Genomic DNA, 16,917 nt, shown 5'->3' with positions numbered 1-16,917 from the left:
AACACCGGAATGCAACAGGGCCAAGATGTTCAAGCTCCACGCGCGGGAAGTGAGCTTGACAAGGATCGTTATGTCCATAAAGTATAGTTACTGCTTTTTTGGATCGAAGGGAAGTTTCATGCAGCTTGTCTCTTTGAACAACACCATCACGCTCGCGATGTCCGTTCGTGACCGTCATTCCAGTGCAGAATGGTACAGTTCCAAGCTCGGGTTCGAGCTTCTCCATCACATAGATGAAGCAGGCTGGAGCGAGATGCTGACCAAAACGGAAGGCGTGACGCTGGGACTGGGAGAGCAGTCAGAGCCCTCGCCGGGGAATACCGTTCCGGTTTTCGGCGTAGCCGATATCGAGACGGCGCGGGGGTCTTTGGAAGCGGCGGGGGTTCGGTTTGACGGCGAAACCGAGACCATCGAGGGTATGGTCAGCACGGCGACATTCTATGATCCGGACGGCAACGCGTTGATGTTGGCCCAAGATCTAACGGCGCGTGGCTGATACCGCAATGAACCGCCCGTTCCGCGGTCCGCCAATTTGGTTGCTTTGGGCTCCAGACGGCGAGCCGCATCTGGTAGTGTGGCCGCATTCGGTTCCAGTGTCCGCGCGAGCCTAAGCATCCCATAGAACGGAAAAGGCCGGCCCCGAGGGGCCGGCCTGCCGAAAAGAGGTCGTTTTTTTGGAGGTCAGACCCAGTCGGTAAAGAAAGCGAGCATGATAACCAGCCAGAGCGGTACGCCGAGAAGCCAAAGTCCGATCGCACGCATGGCGGGTTCCTTCATCTCGTGGCGCGGGTCCAGCCCGCTGCCATCGGCGAGACAACGCGGGAAGGGGGCGGTGGTTCCAAGGCGAGAGGCAGGCATGTCGCAATCGCCGCGCTTGCCGTCGCCAAACTCGCGGAAGGGGCGGCAAAATCTGGTGTGATAGTCTCCTGATCTCGCGGGAGGCACAGCATGGACACGACCGACCCTACCGAACCGACCGATCCGCTGGTCGCGGAGGCGGTTCCCGTGCGTCACAGGCGCGGCGGCGGCCGGTCCGGCAATGCGCGGCGCGGTGGCGCCGCGATCAAGCAGACGCCGTGGACGGACGTGATCAATGTCGACCGGCCGACCGAGCCCATCCCGCCCGAAGGCGTCGAGGCGATCCACGACGGCGCGATGCGGATTCTGGAGGAGATCGGCATCGAGTTCCTGAATGCGGAAGCGGTGGAGGTGCTGCGGGAGAAGGGTTGCACGGTCGACGGCGAGAATGTGCGCATGGGCCGTGATTTCGTGATGGAGATGGTGCGCAAGGCGCCCTCCCAATTCACCCTGACGCCGCGCAATCCTGACCGGACGATCACCATCGGCGGCAGGCACATCGTGTTCGGCAATATTTCCTCGCCGCCGAACTGCTCGGATATCGACCGCGGTCGGCGCAGTGGCACCCATGAGGATTACCGCAACCTCATCAAGCTGACGCAGTATTTCAACTGCATCCATTTCGCCGGCGGCTATCCGGTCGAGCCGATCGACATCCATCCGTCGGTCCGCCATCTCGACTGCCTCTACGACAAGCTGACGCTAACCGACAAGGCGGCGCATGCCTATTCGCTCGGAACCGAGCGGGTGGAGGACGTGATGGAGATGGTGCGCATCGCGGGCGGCCTGAGCCATGAGGAATTCGACGCGACGCCGCGCATGTACACCAACATCAACTCGACCTCGCCGCTGAAACACGACTGGCCGATGCTGGACGGGGCGATGCGGCTCGCCAAACGCGGCCAGCCGACGATCGTGACGCCGTTCACGCTGGCGGGCGCGATGGCGCCGGTGACGATGGTCGGCGCGGTGACGCAATCGATTGCCGAGGCGCTCGCCTGCATCGTGCTGCTGCAGTGCATAAGGCCGGGCGTCGCCTGCGGCATCGGCACTTTCACCTCGAATGTCGACATGAAAACCGGCGCACCCGCCTTCGGAACCCCGGACTATGTGCGCGCAACGCAGATTACCGGACAGATGGCGCGCTATTACGGCCTGCCGCTTCGCTCGTCCAACACCTGCGCGGCGAACGCGCCCGACAACCAGGCGACATGGGAATCGATGATGTCGATGTGGGCGGCGATTACCTCGGGCACCAACATGGTCTACCACGCCGCAGGATGGCTGGAGGGGGGGCTTTGCGCATCCTACGAAAAATTCGTGATGGACTGCGAGGTGCTGCAGCAGTTCATCGCCTACATGCAGCCCTACACCACCAATGACGAGGACATCGCCCTCGACGCGATCAGGGAGGTCGGGCCGGGCGGGCATTTCTTCGGCGTGCAGCACACGCAGGACCGATACGAGACCGCCTTCTATTCGCCGTTCCTGTCCGACTGGTCGAATTTCGAGAACTGGCAGGACCGCGGCTCCGTGCAGACGGTGGAACGCGCGAACAAGGTCTGGAAGCAGATCCTGGCGGAATATGAGGCGCCGCCAATGGAGGACGCGATCCGCGAGGAGCTTTCCGATTTCGTCGCGCGGCGCAAACAGGAGGGCGGAGCGCCGACGGATTTCTGATGACGATACCAAAAACAATGCAGTGCGTGCTTCTGACCGGGCACGGCGGTCTCGAAAAGCTAAAGGTCGTGAACGATCGCCCGGTCCCCGTCCCCGGCGACGGCGAAGTGCTGATCAAGGTCAGCGCCGCCGGGATCAACAACACCGATATCAACACGCGCATCGGTTGGTACTCCAAGTCAGTGACTTCGGGGACCGCCGACGGGGCGACGGCGGGGATCGAACAGATCGACGAAGACGATGCGAGCTGGTCGGGAGCAGCGCTTTCCTTCCCGCGCATTCAGGGTGCGGATGCCTGCGGTGTAATCGTCGCCATTGGCGCGGGGGTGCCGGAAGGCCGGATCGGCGAGCGGGTTCTCGTGCGGGCGCTGCAACCGCAACCGCTGGACGAAAGGGGCGTCAGCTGCATCACATTCGGTTCGGAAGTCGACGGCGGGTTTGCGGAATATGCGGTCGCGAAATCGGACATGACCGTGCGGGTGGACAGCGATCTGAGCGACGTCGAACTGGCGTCGTTTCCCTGCGCCTATTCGACCGCCGAAAACATGCTGCACCGGATCGGGCTCAACAGCGGCGAGACCGTGCTGGTCACCGGCGCGTCGGGCGGCGTCGGTTCGGCTGCGGTGCAGCTTGCGAAACGGCGCGGAGCGCATGTGATCGCTGTTGCCTCACCGTCCAAGCATGACTTCGTCGCCTCGCTGGGCGCGGACGCGATGCTGGACCGCGATGCCGATTATGGCGAAACGCCGGGCGAGATGGCAGTGGACGTCGTCGTCGATCTCGTCGCCGGGGAAAGGTGGCCCGCGCTCATCCGCTGCATCAAGCGCGGCGGACGATACATCACGGCCGGCGCGATCGGCGGACCGATCACAGAGATCGATATCAGGACGCTTTATCTGCACGACCTGACGCTGGCTGGTAGCACTTATCAGCCGATGGAGGTTTTCGAGCATCTCGTCGGCTATATCGAGCGCAAGGAAATCAGGCCGGTAGTGTCGAAGGTCTACCCATTTTCGCAAATCGCCGAGGCGCAGACCGACTTCATCGCCAAACGCTATCCGGGCAAGCTGGTGCTGGTGCCGGATCGATTGTTCAAGCAGGAAGACTCCGAGTGGGGGAGAACATGAAAACGAATACGCGGGTCGTCGTCATCGGGGGCGGGGTTGTTGGCTGCTCGGTGCTGTATCACCTGGCCAAGGCGGGCTGGACCGACATCATGCTGATCGAGCGCTCGGAACTGACGTCGGGCTCGTCCTGGCATGCGGCGGGCGGCTTTCACACGCTGAACGGCGATCCGAACGTCGCCAAGTTGCAGGCCTATACGGTCGGGCTCTACGAGGAACTGGAGAAGATTTCCGGGCAGTCCTGCGGGCTGCATCTGACCGGCGGCGTGATGCTGGCGGAAAGCCCCGAGCGCATGGATTTCCTGCGCACGCTGCACGCCAAGGGACGCCATCTCGGCATGCAGACCGAACTGATCACGCCTTCGGAAGCGAAGGCCATGTTCCCGCTGATGGACGAAACGAACTTCGTCGGCGCGCTTTGGGACCCGGTGGAGGGCCATCTCGATCCGTCCGGCACGACCCACGCCTACGCCAAGGCGGCGCGGGCGCTCGGCGCGGAGATCGTGCTGCGCAATCCGGTCAAGGAAATGACCCAGGAGCCGGACGGCACGTGGAACGTCGTCACAGAGCAGGGAACGGTGAAGGCGGAACATGTCGTCAATGCGGGCGGGCTCTGGGCGCGCGAAGTGGGCCGGATGGTCGGGCTCGAACTGCCGCTGCTCGCCATGGAGCACATGTATCTTCTTACGGAAGACATGCCCGAGGTGATCGCGTTCAACGAGGAGTTCAGGCGCGAGGTGATCCACGCCGTGGATTTCCGCGGCGAAATCTATACCCGTCAGGAGCGCAAGGGGATGCTGCTCGGCACCTATGAGCAGGCCTGCAAGCCATGGTCCCCGGTTGAGACGCCATGGAGCTTCGGCCACGAGCTGTTGCAGCCGGACATCGACCGGCTGGCCCCGTCGCTGGAGATCGGCTTCAAGCATTTTCCGCCCTTCGAGAAAGCCGGAATCAAGCAGATCATCAACGGACCGTTCACCTTCGCGCCGGACGGCAATCCGCTGGTCGGCCCAGTGCAGGGGCTGACCAATTTCTGGTCGGCCTGCGCCGTGATGGCCGGCTTTTCGCAGGGCGGCGGCGTCGGCCTGACGCTCGCCAACTGGATGACGACGGGCGATCCGGGCGCGGATGTGTGGGGCATGGATGTGGCGCGCTACGGGGAGTGGGCGACGTTGCGCTACACCAATGCCAAGGTGCGCGAGAACTATTCCCGGCGGTTCCGCATACGGTTTCCAAACGAAGAGCTGCCTGCCGCCAGACCGCAGCAGACGACGCCGCTGTACGACACGATGGTCGCCAACAACGCTGTGATGGGCGACAGCTGGGGGCTGGAAACGCCGATGTGGTTCGCGCCAGCGAAGGAGGAGGCGCACGATGTGGTTTCTTTCCATCGGTCCAACGATTTCAAGCATATAGGCGATGAAGTTAAGGCGGTACGCGAGGGTGTGGGGGTCTCGGAGATCGCCAATTTCGCGAAATATCAGGTGACGGGCCCGGGGGCGGAGGCGTTTCTCTCCAGGCTGATGACAAACACCATGCCGAAAACCGGACGCATCGTGCTGTCGCCGATGCTCAACGAATTCGGCAAGCTGATCGGCGACTTCACGATCGCCAAAGCGGGCGAGGATCGCTTTATGATCTGGGGCTCCTCGGCGGCGCAGATCTATCACATGCGCTGGTTCGAACGGCACCTGCCGAACGACGGTTCGGTGCGTATCCATCGCTTCGACCAGACGCTGGTCGGACTGACGATCGCCGGGCCGAACAGCCGCAAGCTGCTCGAGAAACTCGTCGACGTGGACGTGTCGAACGAGGCGTTCCGGTTCATGGATTACCGCGAGATGGCGGTCGGCGGTGCACCCTGCATGGTCAACCGGCTCTCCTACACGGGCGACCTCGGTTACGAGATCTGGATGCCACCGGCCTATGAGCGCCTCGTCTACGCCGCGATCAAGGATGAGGGCGCCGAGTTCGGCATTCGTGACTTCGGCATGCGGGCGCTGTTGTCGATGCGACTGGAAAAGAACTTCCCGACATGGGGCCACGAACTCAGGCCAATCTACGGGCCGTTCGAGGGGGCGATGGAACGGTTCGTGAAGCTGACGAAGAACGACTTCATCGGTCGCGAGCAGGCGGCGAAAGAAAAGGAAGACGGGCCGAAGCGGCGCCGCGTTTCCTTCGTCATCGACGCGGACAACGCCGACGTGATGCGCGACGAACCGGTGTGGGCCAAGGTCGGCGACATCGACTACGGTATGATCGAAAAGCCGCATGAAGCTGGACCGAAGCGCTTCAATGGCTCGGGCGAATATCTTGATCCGCCGGGGATGGCGACCATTATAGACGGCGACTGGCAGGTCGTCGGCTGGGTTACGTCAGGGGGTTACGCGCACGGAGTCGGGCTGTCGATGGCACAGGGCTATGTGCCCACCGACCTATCCGAGCATGAAGGGGAGGGCATGTTCGAGATCGAGATCCTCGGCGTGCGCCGGCCAGCGAAGATCGCCGTCGAACCGCCCTTCGATCCGGCGGGCGACCGGATGCGGGGTTAATGGACGGAGTCGCGGATCGCGATAATCGATTTTCCCAGACCGGCGAATTTCTCGTGCGTGACAGATGCGTCCGGAAACAGCCGTCGCATTTTCAACGTCGACAGGAGCCGATGATGGCGGATGATTTCCAGCGCTTCCTGCGGTGTCTCAATGCGCTCGAAAAAACCCAACCGGTAACGCTGGATCAACGCCGCCCGAACCCGCTCTGGCAGATATTGGAAGCCCGGCGTTCGAAAATGCGGTTCATAGGGAAACCAGTAATTGGGCGTCTGTACATAATACCGGTGTGCCAAGCGGCGGGTATTTGCGGCGAAAGCCTTCATGTTGTCCCATGAGCCCACATGCTCGATCACCGAGTTCGAATGAACCAGGTCGAACTTGCGGTTTGGATAAAGCCCCGGGTCTGCTGCGCTACCCTCAACCGCCTCAAATAAGCCGGTATCACGCACCGACTGTGCTTCCGGATTCAGAAGCGTAATTCGAAGCCTATCGCGATTTGTATCAAGGAACTCCGAACCGGTCAGCCAATAGGTTTCGGTGCCGCCAAGGTCCAGGACCTCGGCCTGACCTCTTTCCGCGATAATTGCCTCGAGCAGCTTTCGCACATGGGCAAAACGCCGAGCGCGGAAGGTGAACTCGATGCTGTTCGTATCGGTATAGGGGTCTGCGGGGGGTGCCGAGAAGATTGCACTGGCTTTCATGATCGGGAACGGTCCCATGAACAACTCCATCATCGGGTCCGGCCGAGGTTAGCAATCCGTTAAGGCAAATGATAAGCGAAACTCGAATTTCGGTTAATCAGAAAGCTTTAATTTGAAGAAAATCGTAGCGTATGGTTAGGGCGAAGCCTGCGATTTGATGCCCCTATCGAGAGCGTTCTAGTTCCGATGCGGCGCGGCATTTCGGAAAGCTGCCATTGAGCGACCGAATTGCATTCGCTTCGACACCTGTCCCTCCCCGAGAGCTTTGTGCTGTCGAGTGAGATTAATCGCCGTTGCATTGATATAACCATTTCTTTATATCGTTATATCCAAGGTTCAACGGGTCCGTATCATGTCCAATCCGCTTTCCGATCTTATCGCCGAAAAAGGCGTGCTTCTTGCTGACGGTGCCACCGGTACAAATTTGTTTGCGATGGGCCTGATGTCGGGCGATGCGCCCGAGTTGTGGAACAAGGAAGCACCGGAGAAGATCACCAAGCTGCATCAGGATTTCGTCGATGCAGGCTCGGACATCATTCTCACCAATTCCTTTGGTGGTACCCGCCATCGCCTGAAACTTCACAACGCCCAGGACAAGGTGTTCGAACTGAACAAGCGCGCTGCCGAGATCGCGCGGGCTGTCGCTGACAAGGCCGACCGCAAGATCATCGTGGCAGGCTCGGTCGGTCCGACCGGCGAGTTGCTCGCGCCACTTGGCGAGTTGACCTTCGAACAGACGGTGGAAGCATTCCGCGAACAGATCGAGGGGCTGAAGGCCGGCGGCGCTGACCTGGCGTGGATCGAGACCATGTCCTCCCCCGAAGAGATTCGCGCCGCCGCGCAAGGGGCGCTAGAGGCCGGGCTGCCCTACACGTTTACCGGTTCGTTCGACACGGCTGGTAAGACGATGATGGGGCTGCACCCCAAGGACATTCATGGCGTCGTCGAAAGTGGCGAAAAGCCGATAGCGCTCGGGGCCAATTGCGGCGTCGGCGCACCGGATATTCTGTCTTCGCTTCTCGACATGACCGAGGCCGAACCCGGCGCCACCATTATCGTGAAGGGCAATTGCGGTATTCCGGAATTCCGCGGCGAAAATATCGTTTATTCCGGGACGCCGGACCTGATGGCCGATTACGTGCGGCTGGCGATTGACGCGGGCGCGACAATCATCGGGGGATGCTGCGGCACGTCATGCGATCATTTGCGCGCGATGCGCACCGCCATGGACACGCATACCCGTGGTAAACGGCCGACAATCGAAGACATCGTCTCGACGGTGGGCCCGCTGCGCAACAAGGCCGCCGCCAATTCCGATGAAGCCCCGCGGCGCGAGCGGCGTAGCCGCCGTCGCGCCTGAGTCAGACGCCGGCGAGCGCCTTCTCGCGAAATTGCGACGGGCTCATACCGTTCCGTTGGCGGAAGGCCCGGTTGAACGGTGCGAGCGAGGAATAGCCGAGATCAAACGCGATGCTGGTAATCTGTTCGCGGGCCGTTTCCGGCTCAGACAACCGCCGCTTCGCTTCTTCGATGCGGTGGTCGTTGATGAAGGCGGCGAAGTTTCGATAACCAAGCCCCTGGTTGATCAACCGGCGCAGCCGGTGCTCCGGCATGTTCATTCTTTTGGCGAGTTCGCCAATGGTAAGCCCAGGATGGAGGTATGCGCCGTCGTTCATCAATTCTTCCAACCGGGCGAGGTCAAAACGATCAGCGGCGGAATGGCCAGAAACGGCCGTCCGCGCAGGGCGGGACGCCTCGGGCAGAAGAGTTTTTCGGATGCCCGCGACGCCAAGGGCAAAGCCCATCGTCACGACAAACATGAGGGCTGAGATCGCATGGGTGCCAATGCGGTCGCGCAGTTCCAGCAGTTCGTATACCTCGATGATGCCGATCGCGAGGCAGACGAATGGAACGAGGATCGCGACGATTCCGGTAAACTGCCTGCGGCTTGCGACCAGATCGTCTTTCAGGCTGCGCCGCGTGAGCATGATCACATGCCCCATCAGGGACAGGGCAATGATAAATTGGGTAACCTTGCTGAACTCCTGCGCAGGCGGGTAGGGGATGCAGGCGAGATAGAGACCGCTCATGGCGACCAGCGGCGCGGCCATCCAGGCGCGGAAGCGGAAGGCGTCGTCGAACAACGCCATGATGAAGAGCCAGAAGAAGCCGGGCGAGAGAATGGCCACCAACTTCAATGGAATGTGCCAAACGCCGAGCATCTGGTGGACCGGATCGAAGGCCACGACAGAATAGACGGCCGCGCCGAGCAGGAACAGGGCGCCGAAGATCGTCACAAAGCGCAGCGGGCGTATTGATAAAAGCAGGACGGCGACCAACACGCTCACCGCAGCAGCGCCCCCGCGAAGGCCGACCTCGATCATCAAGCTGACTGTAAAACCCGGGTTTTCCATGGCCGTATTATACCGAAGCGGCCGGCTCCGGGAAAGAAGCCGGCCGCCGATATCGGGTCAGAGGCCGAAGGCCGGATTGACCGGCGCGCTCGGGTAACCGACGGGTGGCTGTTCGTCCGAGGGCTGGCAGGAAAGCTCTCTGCGCGGATCGGCCGGCGAGCAATCGGGGCGCGGCCGGGTCGCAATGGAACCGGTGGCGGTGCGGTCGATGAGCGTTTCCTGATTCTCGCCTGGCTGGTGAGCGAGTGCAGTCCCGGCGCTTCCGGTCGCAAGTGCGATTGCGAGAAGGGCGGTCGATGTGGTGCGTGCCAAGACGTGAAGCGTGTTCATCTCGAATTCCTTTCGTGTACGCCCCCATGGGGCGATAGTGCGTGTAAACGCTTTGGGCCGGGGTGCTCATTGCCGCCGCGCGCCCTCTCCCTAGTTGTGCGGCCGGGGCCGGAATTGCCGCTCCGATTTCGGAAACGCAGCCAGCTTTTCAGAATCGATCAGCGATTTTCGAAATCGTTCCCTTGATCCTCTCAGGACTGGTTGAGGCAACCTGACCGGTGCGAGCTCCGTCATCTTCGTGCAGGCTTCCGCGAGCAGCGCTCGGGTCTGACATTTCCCAGTCGGCCTACGGTCGATTTCAGCCGTATCTCAGTTCGCGGACAGCAATGTTTCAATTGTTCGCGCGCGGCGAAGATCAGGCATGGTGCAACCGAGAGCTGATTTCATTCGTCACCGTAAGAAGCCTGAAACGACTCCACGTTCAAAATTGCCTCTGCTTGGTCGAGCCGCGCCGGAAACCCGCCGATGCATGGCGGCGGGTTTCCGGGCTCTCTCATTTTCAGATGCCGAAGGATGGGTTTATCGGCACTGACGGAAATCGCTGGGCCGGTTCGCCGTCACCAAAATCGCAGAGGGTTCCCAAGCGGGCAGTTGCCCGATTGCAGATATCTGGATCCGTTGTCGCTATGGAACCGGTCGATCGACGGTCGATGAGGTCCTCTTCCGATTTGGACGTGTCGTGCGCCGCGGCCGGCAAGGCACTAACGAAAGCGGTTGCCAGCGCGAGCAGCGTTGCGGGGACGGGAAGCAGCATTTTTGGTGAGACCATGATCGTTTCCTTTCGGTTTGCGCCGCTGACCGGGATGGGTTCGGCTAAGCGTTGCGCCGAAGAATGCGAAGGGGAGGATCAGCATCGCTCAATCGGACCGGGATGTGCAGCTTTTCGCCGGACGGGCTGGCCCCCTATCTAGGCTTATTCGCGACCCTGACTCGATGATCGGGCTCAGGCCGCGACGAAACAGATATTTGTCACAAGCCGAAAATTCCGAAGGCGACCATGAGCATGGTCAAATGCCAGTTGTCTGACGATAGCCGGCAACGCTACCAGTTGGGACGGTGTTGTAGGCCCCCTTGGTTCGGCCCATCCGCCGCGCACATCCTATCACTCTTCCGGAAGAAATTCGAATTAAAGTTACGTACCGGAAGTTGAGGGGGGGGGTGTTCTTTGCCGGTGAGCGGGCGAGTTTCATTTTCGCATAACTGGAGCACCTCGAAAGGTCGTGAGCGCGGCCGCGGCATAGCCCGCCATCCGCGACGCCCTGATGGCCCATTCACCGGGATTGCTCCCAGCACATAGTCCGTCTAGGTTCGCGCCATGACACCGACTCCGACGACACGGACCCGGCACAGCGAACTGCTGCTGTTGTGCGCGCGCATCGGTTACTCACCGCCGCGCGATTCCTGAACGCGCCGCGCCCGCAGGCGCACAATTCAGCTTTCAGGAGATTTCGATGACTTACCAGAACTATTCGCTCGACCAGTTGCGCGCCATCGACAACGCGCATCACCTTCACCCCTTTACCGATCACAAGGATCTGCGCGCGGCCGGAACCCGCGTGGTTGTAAGCGCCGAGGGGCCGTTCGTTTACGACACGGAAGGGAATGAAATTCTCGATGCAATGGCAGGCCTTTGGTGCGTCAATGCGGGCTATGGCCGCGAGGAACTGGTGGAGGCGGCGACCGCGCAGATGCGCGAGCTGCCATATTACAATTCGTTCTTCAGGTGCACGACGCCGACGCCGACGCTGCTCTCGCAAAAACTGGCCGAGATTTCGCCCGGTAACATCAACCAGGTGTTTTACGGATCGTCGGGATCGGAATCGAACGACACGGCATTGCGCCTCGTTCGCCACTACTGGGCGCTCGAGGGAAGACCGGAAAAGAACATCGTCATCTCGCGGAATTGGGCCTATCACGGTTCGACGATTGCCGGCACCTCCCTGGGAGGCATGGAGGCAATGCACGCGCAGCTTTACGGCGCCGTGCCGAACATCCGCCATGTCATGTGCCCGTATGCCTACGAGAATGCAGAACCCGGCGAAAGCGACCACGATTTCGGACTGCGTGCCGCGAAGGCAGTCGAGGATGCGATCCTGGAGGCTGGGGCGGAGAACGTCGCTGCTTTCATCGGCGAGCCGATCCAGGGTGCCGGGGGCGTGAAAATCCCGCCAGCGAGTTACTGGCCCGAAATTCAGCGGATCTGCGAAAAGTACGACGTGCTTCTGATGCTGGACGAAGTGATCACCGGTTACGGCCGGACCGGCGAATGGTTCGCGGCGCAATCCATGAACATCAAACCGGACACGATCACGACGGCAAAGGGACTGACGTCGGGATACCAGCCGCTGTCGGCGCTGCTGGTCGGCGACCGGATTGCCAATACGCTGGTGGAAAAAGGCGGCGAGTTCTATCACGGCTACACATATTCCGGACATCCGGTCGCCTGCGCGGTAGCGCTGAAGAATATCGAGATCATCGAACGCGAAGGCCTGATTGACCGCGTGCGCGAGGACACGGGGCCTTATCTTGGGGACGCGTTGAAGGCCGGGCTCGGCGATCATCCGCTGGTTGGTGAAATCCGGACGTGCGGCCTGCTTGCCGCTGTCGAGATCGTTCGGGACAAGTCAACGCGCGAACGGTTTCAGCCGGCTGGAAGCGCACCAGTGGTGATCCGCGATCATGCGATCGCCAGCGGCATCATGATGCGGGCGGTGATGGACACAATGATAATGTCGCCGCCTCTGATCTGGACGCGTGAGACCGTCGACATGGCGGTAGAGCGTATCGGGAAGGCGCTCGATCTGGCGCAGGCCGATCTGGCGACGACGTGAACCAAACTGCGCACCGCACGTTTATGCGGTGCGCAGTCATTTCCGGTGCGCAGCCCCAAGGAGCGCTCCCATGGCAGCAAAACGTCGAACCGTCTCCCGCAGTACGGATCTCGGATCTCTCGCGATGAACACGTCGTTCGTCATCTGGATGCGCATGCCGATACTCTATTCGGAGATGTGGCGTTGGAAACCGGGTGCACGTAGCCGTGAAAGCGAGCGTGCGGTTTCGGAGAAGATGTCGGCTGCCGTGGAGACCGCAGGCAAACTGCAGGCGGAATGGTTCGGCCTGTGGAGCAGGCTGGGGCTGCAGGCCATATCGGGATCGCTGATGCCAGCGGCGTCATTCATTCCCGCAATGGAGGCGATCGTGCAATCCGGCCTTGAGCCTTATTCGCGCCGTGTCTCCGGAAACATCAAGCGGTTGGAGAGACGCCGGCGCTCCTAGGGGCGGGCTCCATTATTCGAACAGCTTCGCCAAGCGTTTCTGTTCCCTTGCGTCGAACGCGTTCTGCTCGCGGTCATGGGCTGTGCGATTGCGCTTCAAGGTCCGTTCCGCGGCGGCCTCCAGGCGGTCGCAATCGGGTTTGGGCGGGATTGCCATTAGGTCCTCTTCAGCCTTGCGCGCATATTTTTCGGCAATCCTGATATGTTCCTGCTCATGCTTGCGGGCGTAAGTGGAGATGAAGTTCCAGGCGCTGCGCAGTTCCCGGTCGCGTGAGGCGATTTGCTGGCGCCAACGGGGCAGTGTCACGTTCGCGTCGACCCGGAATCTGGCGCGATGGAAACGGCAGCTCCGCTCTCCCTTCTCGTACTCTACGCTCACGGGGACCAAACGAATTTCCGCGGAGGCTAGCGCATGGCCCTTCATGGGACCTTTTGCGGCGATCTCCTTGTCGAGCTCCGCGCCCGACATTCCGGAAATATTGTAGTAGGTCGTCGTGACGCGGGATGCAGTCGACGTGCATCCCGCCGTAACGAGAAGGACCGTGAGGACGACCGGCGCCGAAACACGGCTTGCCGCGGATGCCCGAATTCCGGGTGTGGTGCGCTTCATGCGCCAAGTGATAAACCATGTCATCGTTTTGACCATCCAAAATCGGCATCGATTGCTGATTGCGCGTGAAGCTGGGCATGCCATGAAACGCGCGGCTGGCGGGTCTGGGGAAGTTCATTCGCGGCATCCAAGTTTTTTCGATTTTAATGAAAAAAAGTCGCAAATTTAGATTTGCTTAAGTCCTCAATAACCTCGTGGTAACGTTGTCAGTCCTAAGGTCCGTGACGAGGCGAGCAGCTGCGGACCTCGCCCTCCGGAGAAGGTACTGCGTACCGGAGCTCTTTGTTTTTCCGCAGCGTTTTCGCGGACTCCAGTTGCCGGCTCGCCGGCCGCCGCAAGCGACCCGCGTGTCGCCTTGCGGTTTTGGTGTTTCCACTTACCGACCGCCCCCAAACATAAACAGCTTCCCAGTTCGCGCGCTTTCGGCTAGCGCAGATTGCATGACGCGCGCGATCATGTTCCAGGGAACGGGCTCTGACGTAGGCAAGACCGTTCTGGTTGCAGGCCTATGCCGGGCGCTGACGAATCGCGGGCTGTCGGTGCGGCCGTTCAAGCCGCAAAACATGTCGAACAATGCCGCTGTTGCAGAGGACGGAGGCGAAATCGGCCGCGCGCAGTGGCTGCAGGCATTCGCCTGCCGAACGGCTCCGTCCGTGCATATGAATCCAGTCCTGCTGAAGCCGCAAACCCAGACCGGCAGCCAGGTCGTGCTGCGCGGCAAGATGTACGGGCTGGCAAAGGGCCGCGACTATCAGCGGCTGAAGGGAGAGTTTCTGCCGGCGGTCATGGAAAGCTTTGAGGCATTGTCGCAGGAGGCTGATATTGTGCTGGTAGAAGGCGCCGGGTCGCCGGCGGAGATCAATCTGCGCGCTGGCGACATTGCCAATATGGGTTTTGCCACGGCCGCTAACGTCCCCGTCGTAATGGTCGGCGATATCGACAGGGGCGGCGTGATCGCGTCACTCGCCGGGACACACGCAATTCTTCCTGCCCGCGACCGAGAAATGATCAAGGGCTATATCATCAACAAATTTCGCGGCGATGCGGAGTTGTTCAAGGACGGCCTGACAGCGATTACCGGCTTCACAAGCTGGCCATGCGCCGGGGTTCTGCCCTGGCTCGAAGAGGTCGCCCGCCTGCCCGCCGAAGATTCGGTGACGCTGCAGCGTCTCGTCGCGCCTCGCGGCAAGGGAATCGTCGTTGCGGTTCCGGTGCTGGATCGGATCGCCAATTTCGATGACCTCGATCCGCTGTCATCGGAGGAGACCGTGGATCTGGTAATGGTGCGCCCGGGCGACCGCATCCCGGCGGAAGCGGCGCTGGTTGTGCTGCCCGGGTCCAAGTCGACGATTGCGGATCTCGCCCGCTTCGAGGAAAACGGCTGGTCGGAGGATCTTCACGCGCATGTCGGTCGCGGCGGGATGGTCATCGGCATTTGCGGCGGTTTCCAAATGCTCGGCCGCAGCGTTCGCGACCCGATGGGGATCGAAGGCGACACGCCGTGCGCGCAAGGTCTCGGGCTGCTGGATGTCGAAACGCAAATGGCCGCCGAGAAACGGACAGAGAATGTCATCGGCAGTTCGGCGATTTACGATGCGGAAGTGCGCGGCTATGAGATACATCTGGGCGTGACCACCGGACCCGACTGCGCCCGACCGGCGACATTGATCGCCGGCGCTCCCGATGGAGCGGTGTCACAGAATGGCTGTGTGTGGGGAACCTACCTGCACGGGATATTCGACAATGGCGCGTTTCGGTCAGCCCTTCTGGCAAGCCTGGGCGCCGTCTCGCACGGCAAGGATCACCGGAACGCCGTCGACGCGGCACTTGATGCCATCGCCACCCACATGGAACATCATCTCGACGTTGACGGGCTCCTGCGTATTTCCGGCCAGTCTTCGGTTTCGTCGCAAGACAAATCGCCGATGTCAAACTCCTGCTGAGGGTCCGCACCCGGTTTCGGCAGGCCGTTGAATTCGCACCGGTTGCGACCGGATTTCTTGGCCCGGTAGAGCGCAGAATCGGCGCGGCGATAAATGGTTTGGTAGCTCGAACCGGGCGGGTAGAGGGCGCCGCCGACGCTTGCAGTGATGCGAATGTTCTCACCCTCGAAATGCGCCTTGTTTTCCTCGATCGCAGCGCGGATCCGCTCAGCGGCGCGCACTGCACCTGAAGCTCCCGAATCGAGCAGGTAGACCGCAAACTCTTCACCACCAATGCGTGCCACATAGTCTCGTTCAAAGACATTGCCGCCGATGCAGACGCTGACCATGCGAAGGACATGATCGCCCGCAGCGTGGCCGAATCCATCATTGACATCCTTGAAATGATCGATGTCGATGAGGATCAATGCGTCCTCCTGCGCTCGCGGGGAAACTGTTGCATTCTGACGCTGCCGGATCTGGTCGGTGAGCGCCTTGCGATTCAGCAATCCGGTTAGGACATCGCGGCGGGCGATCTCCTGAAGCTGCAAGTTCACCTGGTTCAGGCGCAGCGACATGCGAAAGAAGAGAGAGAAGGCCGGAAGGCCTATAACGGTCGCAGTCAGGAAGGAATAGAGGCGCAGGCCTGCGGAATGGTTGTTCCACACATCCGGAAAGAAGTAGCCGAACGAAAGCTCGGCTGAGGCGAGCGCCATCGCGCCGATCGCAAGCGTCCACATCGCAGACTTGCGTATGGCGGCATGCCAATTTTGGGCGATGAAGAGTTGATCGAGCATCGGTGTTTCGGGTTCTGGAGCGACAGGACCTCCCTGTAACCCGTAAACACCTTCAATGTTCATCACGCCGAAGCTTATCGGTGTAAATCATGCGGCGTTTGGTTAACCGGTTATTTGCGCAACACTTAGCTGTGCCATTGCGGCGCGACCTGCTGCGTCGCAATCGCAATTGACACGCCGGCTCAATGAAGCCTATCACGATACACCATGGTTCTTGCCCCGCGCATCAGTGGGGCGGGATGAAAAGGGAACGTGACGGGTGGACCCACGCCGGGCATCCATATCACGGCCGACCCCGCGACTGTAGAATGGCGCGGTATGCATTGCTCCGGTTCGCCGGGGCGCCACTGGAGCAATCCGGGAAGGTAGGCATACCGGCATGAACGCCATGAGCCAGGAGACCTGCCATGCAAAAGTGGGGCGTCTTGCCCCGTATCAAACCTTGAGCAACACGGAGGTTGTCATGCTCGCAACGAATACCCAGTCCGTTTCATGGCCGATTTCGGCGACGGCGCGTCTATACACCGCTATGTTTGCAGGTTCTCTCGGCGTTTTCCTGTTCTATTTTGCCGCTTTCGCGCAATCGGATCTGCTGCATAACGGCACCCACGATACGCGCCACGCCATCGTCGCTCCCTGCCACTAGGGCTCATG

At 60.9% G+C, this 16,917-nt stretch carries 16 protein-coding genes and 1 riboswitch; of the genes, 9 read left to right on the top strand and 7 right to left on the bottom strand.

The features are described 5' to 3' along the window. Nucleotides 1-118: 118 nt before the first annotated feature. A complete protein-coding gene (locus LC298_RS08620; protein WP_131566527.1) occupies nt 119-496 on the top strand; it encodes a VOC family protein in 378 nt (125 codons plus the stop codon). 185 nt (nt 497-681) lie between these two features. On the opposite strand, the gene LC298_RS08615 is transcribed toward LC298_RS08620, so the two are convergent. Beyond that, a complete protein-coding gene (locus tag LC298_RS08615) occupies nt 682-858 on the bottom strand; it encodes a hypothetical protein (RefSeq protein WP_158284701.1) in 177 nt (58 codons plus the stop codon). 90 nt (nt 859-948) lie between these two features. On the opposite strand from LC298_RS08615, the gene LC298_RS08610 reads away from it, so the two are divergent. Genes LC298_RS08610 through LC298_RS08600 form a run of 3 tightly spaced genes read left to right on the top strand, consistent with a single transcriptional unit; the run spans nt 949 to nt 6,214 of the window. Continuing rightward, complete coding sequence (locus LC298_RS08610; protein ID WP_131566524.1) at nt 949-2,538, top strand: trimethylamine methyltransferase family protein; 1,590 nt, start codon at nt 949-951, stop codon at nt 2,536-2,538. Continuing rightward, nucleotides 2,538-3,665, top strand: a complete 1,128-nt coding sequence (locus LC298_RS08605) for an alcohol dehydrogenase family protein (RefSeq protein ID WP_131566521.1) — start codon at nt 2,538-2,540, stop codon at nt 3,663-3,665. The genes LC298_RS08610 and LC298_RS08605 overlap by 1 nt, the downstream gene beginning before the upstream one ends. Then, nucleotides 3,662-6,214, top strand: coding sequence for a GcvT family protein (locus LC298_RS08600; protein WP_131566518.1), 2,553 nt, complete (start codon nt 3,662-3,664; stop codon nt 6,212-6,214). The genes LC298_RS08605 and LC298_RS08600 overlap by 4 nt, the downstream gene beginning before the upstream one ends. Here LC298_RS08600 and LC298_RS08595 read toward each other — a convergent pair. Continuing rightward, a complete protein-coding gene (locus LC298_RS08595) occupies nt 6,211-6,933 on the bottom strand; it encodes a class I SAM-dependent methyltransferase (protein ID WP_223385605.1) in 723 nt (240 codons plus the stop codon). The genes LC298_RS08600 and LC298_RS08595 overlap by 4 nt on opposite strands. 334 nt (nt 6,934-7,267) lie before the next feature. Between LC298_RS08595 and bmt the strand changes: the two genes are divergently transcribed. Then, nucleotides 7,268-8,275: a betaine--homocysteine S-methyltransferase gene (gene bmt, locus LC298_RS08590; RefSeq protein WP_131566512.1), complete on the top strand. Its 1,008-nt coding sequence runs from the start codon at nt 7,268-7,270 to the stop codon at nt 8,273-8,275. A 1-nt stretch (nt 8,276) separates the two neighbouring features. Here the strand turns inward: bmt and LC298_RS08585 are convergent, their stop codons facing one another. From LC298_RS08585 to LC298_RS08575, 3 genes are all read right to left on the bottom strand, one after another. After that, nucleotides 8,277-9,065, bottom strand: coding sequence for an AraC family transcriptional regulator (locus LC298_RS08585; protein ID WP_223385604.1), 789 nt, complete (start codon nt 9,063-9,065; stop codon nt 8,277-8,279). Between the two features lie 321 nt (nt 9,066-9,386). Next, nucleotides 9,387-9,659 (bottom strand): hypothetical protein, encoded by a 273-nt coding sequence (locus LC298_RS08580; protein WP_131566506.1) that lies wholly within the window; start codon nt 9,657-9,659, stop codon nt 9,387-9,389. A gap of 499 nt (nt 9,660-10,158) precedes the next feature. Continuing rightward, complete coding sequence (locus tag LC298_RS08575; RefSeq protein ID WP_131566503.1) at nt 10,159-10,428, bottom strand: hypothetical protein; 270 nt, start codon at nt 10,426-10,428, stop codon at nt 10,159-10,161. Nucleotides 10,429-11,110: 682 nt separating this feature from the next. On the opposite strand from LC298_RS08575, the gene LC298_RS08570 reads away from it, so the two are divergent. Together LC298_RS08570 and LC298_RS08565 are read left to right on the top strand one after the other, a co-directional pair. Beyond that, nucleotides 11,111-12,490, top strand: a complete 1,380-nt coding sequence (locus tag LC298_RS08570) for an aspartate aminotransferase family protein (protein WP_131566500.1) — start codon at nt 11,111-11,113, stop codon at nt 12,488-12,490. Between the two features lie 70 nt (nt 12,491-12,560). Then, entirely contained in the window at nt 12,561-12,935 is a 375-nt protein-coding gene (locus LC298_RS08565) for a hypothetical protein (RefSeq protein WP_131566497.1), read from the top strand. 12 nt (nt 12,936-12,947) lie between these two features. Here the strand turns inward: LC298_RS08565 and LC298_RS08560 are convergent, their stop codons facing one another. Then, nucleotides 12,948-13,568, bottom strand: coding sequence for a DUF922 domain-containing protein (locus LC298_RS08560; RefSeq protein ID WP_158284700.1), 621 nt, complete (start codon nt 13,566-13,568; stop codon nt 12,948-12,950). A gap of 416 nt (nt 13,569-13,984) precedes the next feature. Here LC298_RS08560 and LC298_RS08555 point away from each other — a divergent pair, with 416 nt between their 5' ends. Further along, nucleotides 13,985-15,487, top strand: coding sequence for a cobyric acid synthase (locus LC298_RS08555; RefSeq protein ID WP_131566491.1), 1,503 nt, complete (start codon nt 13,985-13,987; stop codon nt 15,485-15,487). Here the strand turns inward: LC298_RS08555 and LC298_RS08550 are convergent. Then, entirely contained in the window at nt 15,400-16,263 is an 864-nt protein-coding gene (locus LC298_RS08550) for a GGDEF domain-containing protein (protein WP_158284699.1), read from the bottom strand. The genes LC298_RS08555 and LC298_RS08550 overlap by 88 nt on opposite strands. 191 nt (nt 16,264-16,454) lie before the next feature. Further along, a riboswitch (cobalamin riboswitch) is annotated at nt 16,455-16,687 on the top strand. 39 nt (nt 16,688-16,726) lie between these two features. On the opposite strand from LC298_RS08550, the gene LC298_RS08545 reads away from it, so the two are divergent. Continuing rightward, nucleotides 16,727-16,909: a CbtB domain-containing protein gene (locus tag LC298_RS08545; protein WP_199223216.1), complete on the top strand. Its 183-nt coding sequence runs from the start codon at nt 16,727-16,729 to the stop codon at nt 16,907-16,909. Nucleotides 16,910-16,917: the final 8 nt, after the last annotated feature.

The organism is Oricola cellulosilytica (assembly GCF_019966575.1).
Classification (GTDB): Bacteria; Pseudomonadota; Alphaproteobacteria; order Rhizobiales; family Rhizobiaceae; genus Oricola; species Oricola cellulosilytica.
This window is presented reverse-complemented; position numbering and strand designations above follow the sequence as displayed.

Coding starts and splice junctions, on each gene's coding strand:
- LC298_RS08620 (WP_131566527.1), top strand. CDS start 119: ATGCAGCTTGTCTCTTTGAACAACACCATCACGCTCGCGATGTCCGTT.
- LC298_RS08615 (WP_158284701.1), bottom strand. CDS start 858: ATGCCTGCCTCTCGCCTTGGAACCACCGCCCCCTTCCCGCGTTGTCTC.
- LC298_RS08610 (WP_131566524.1), top strand. CDS start 949: ATGGACACGACCGACCCTACCGAACCGACCGATCCGCTGGTCGCGGAG.
- LC298_RS08605 (WP_131566521.1), top strand. CDS start 2,538: ATGACGATACCAAAAACAATGCAGTGCGTGCTTCTGACCGGGCACGGC.
- LC298_RS08600 (WP_131566518.1), top strand. CDS start 3,662: ATGAAAACGAATACGCGGGTCGTCGTCATCGGGGGCGGGGTTGTTGGC.
- LC298_RS08595 (WP_223385605.1), bottom strand. CDS start 6,933: ATGGGACCGTTCCCGATCATGAAAGCCAGTGCAATCTTCTCGGCACCC.
- bmt (WP_131566512.1), top strand. CDS start 7,268: ATGTCCAATCCGCTTTCCGATCTTATCGCCGAAAAAGGCGTGCTTCTT.
- LC298_RS08585 (WP_223385604.1), bottom strand. CDS start 9,065: ATGGCGTTGTTCGACGACGCCTTCCGCTTCCGCGCCTGGATGGCCGCG.
- LC298_RS08580 (WP_131566506.1), bottom strand. CDS start 9,659: ATGAACACGCTTCACGTCTTGGCACGCACCACATCGACCGCCCTTCTC.
- LC298_RS08575 (WP_131566503.1), bottom strand. CDS start 10,428: ATGGTCTCACCAAAAATGCTGCTTCCCGTCCCCGCAACGCTGCTCGCG.
- LC298_RS08570 (WP_131566500.1), top strand. CDS start 11,111: ATGACTTACCAGAACTATTCGCTCGACCAGTTGCGCGCCATCGACAAC.
- LC298_RS08565 (WP_131566497.1), top strand. CDS start 12,561: ATGGCAGCAAAACGTCGAACCGTCTCCCGCAGTACGGATCTCGGATCT.
- LC298_RS08560 (WP_158284700.1), bottom strand. CDS start 13,568: ATGACATGGTTTATCACTTGGCGCATGAAGCGCACCACACCCGGAATT.
- LC298_RS08555 (WP_131566491.1), top strand. CDS start 13,985: ATGACGCGCGCGATCATGTTCCAGGGAACGGGCTCTGACGTAGGCAAG.
- LC298_RS08550 (WP_158284699.1), bottom strand. CDS start 16,263: ATGCTCGATCAACTCTTCATCGCCCAAAATTGGCATGCCGCCATACGC.
- LC298_RS08545 (WP_199223216.1), top strand. CDS start 16,727: ATGCTCGCAACGAATACCCAGTCCGTTTCATGGCCGATTTCGGCGACG.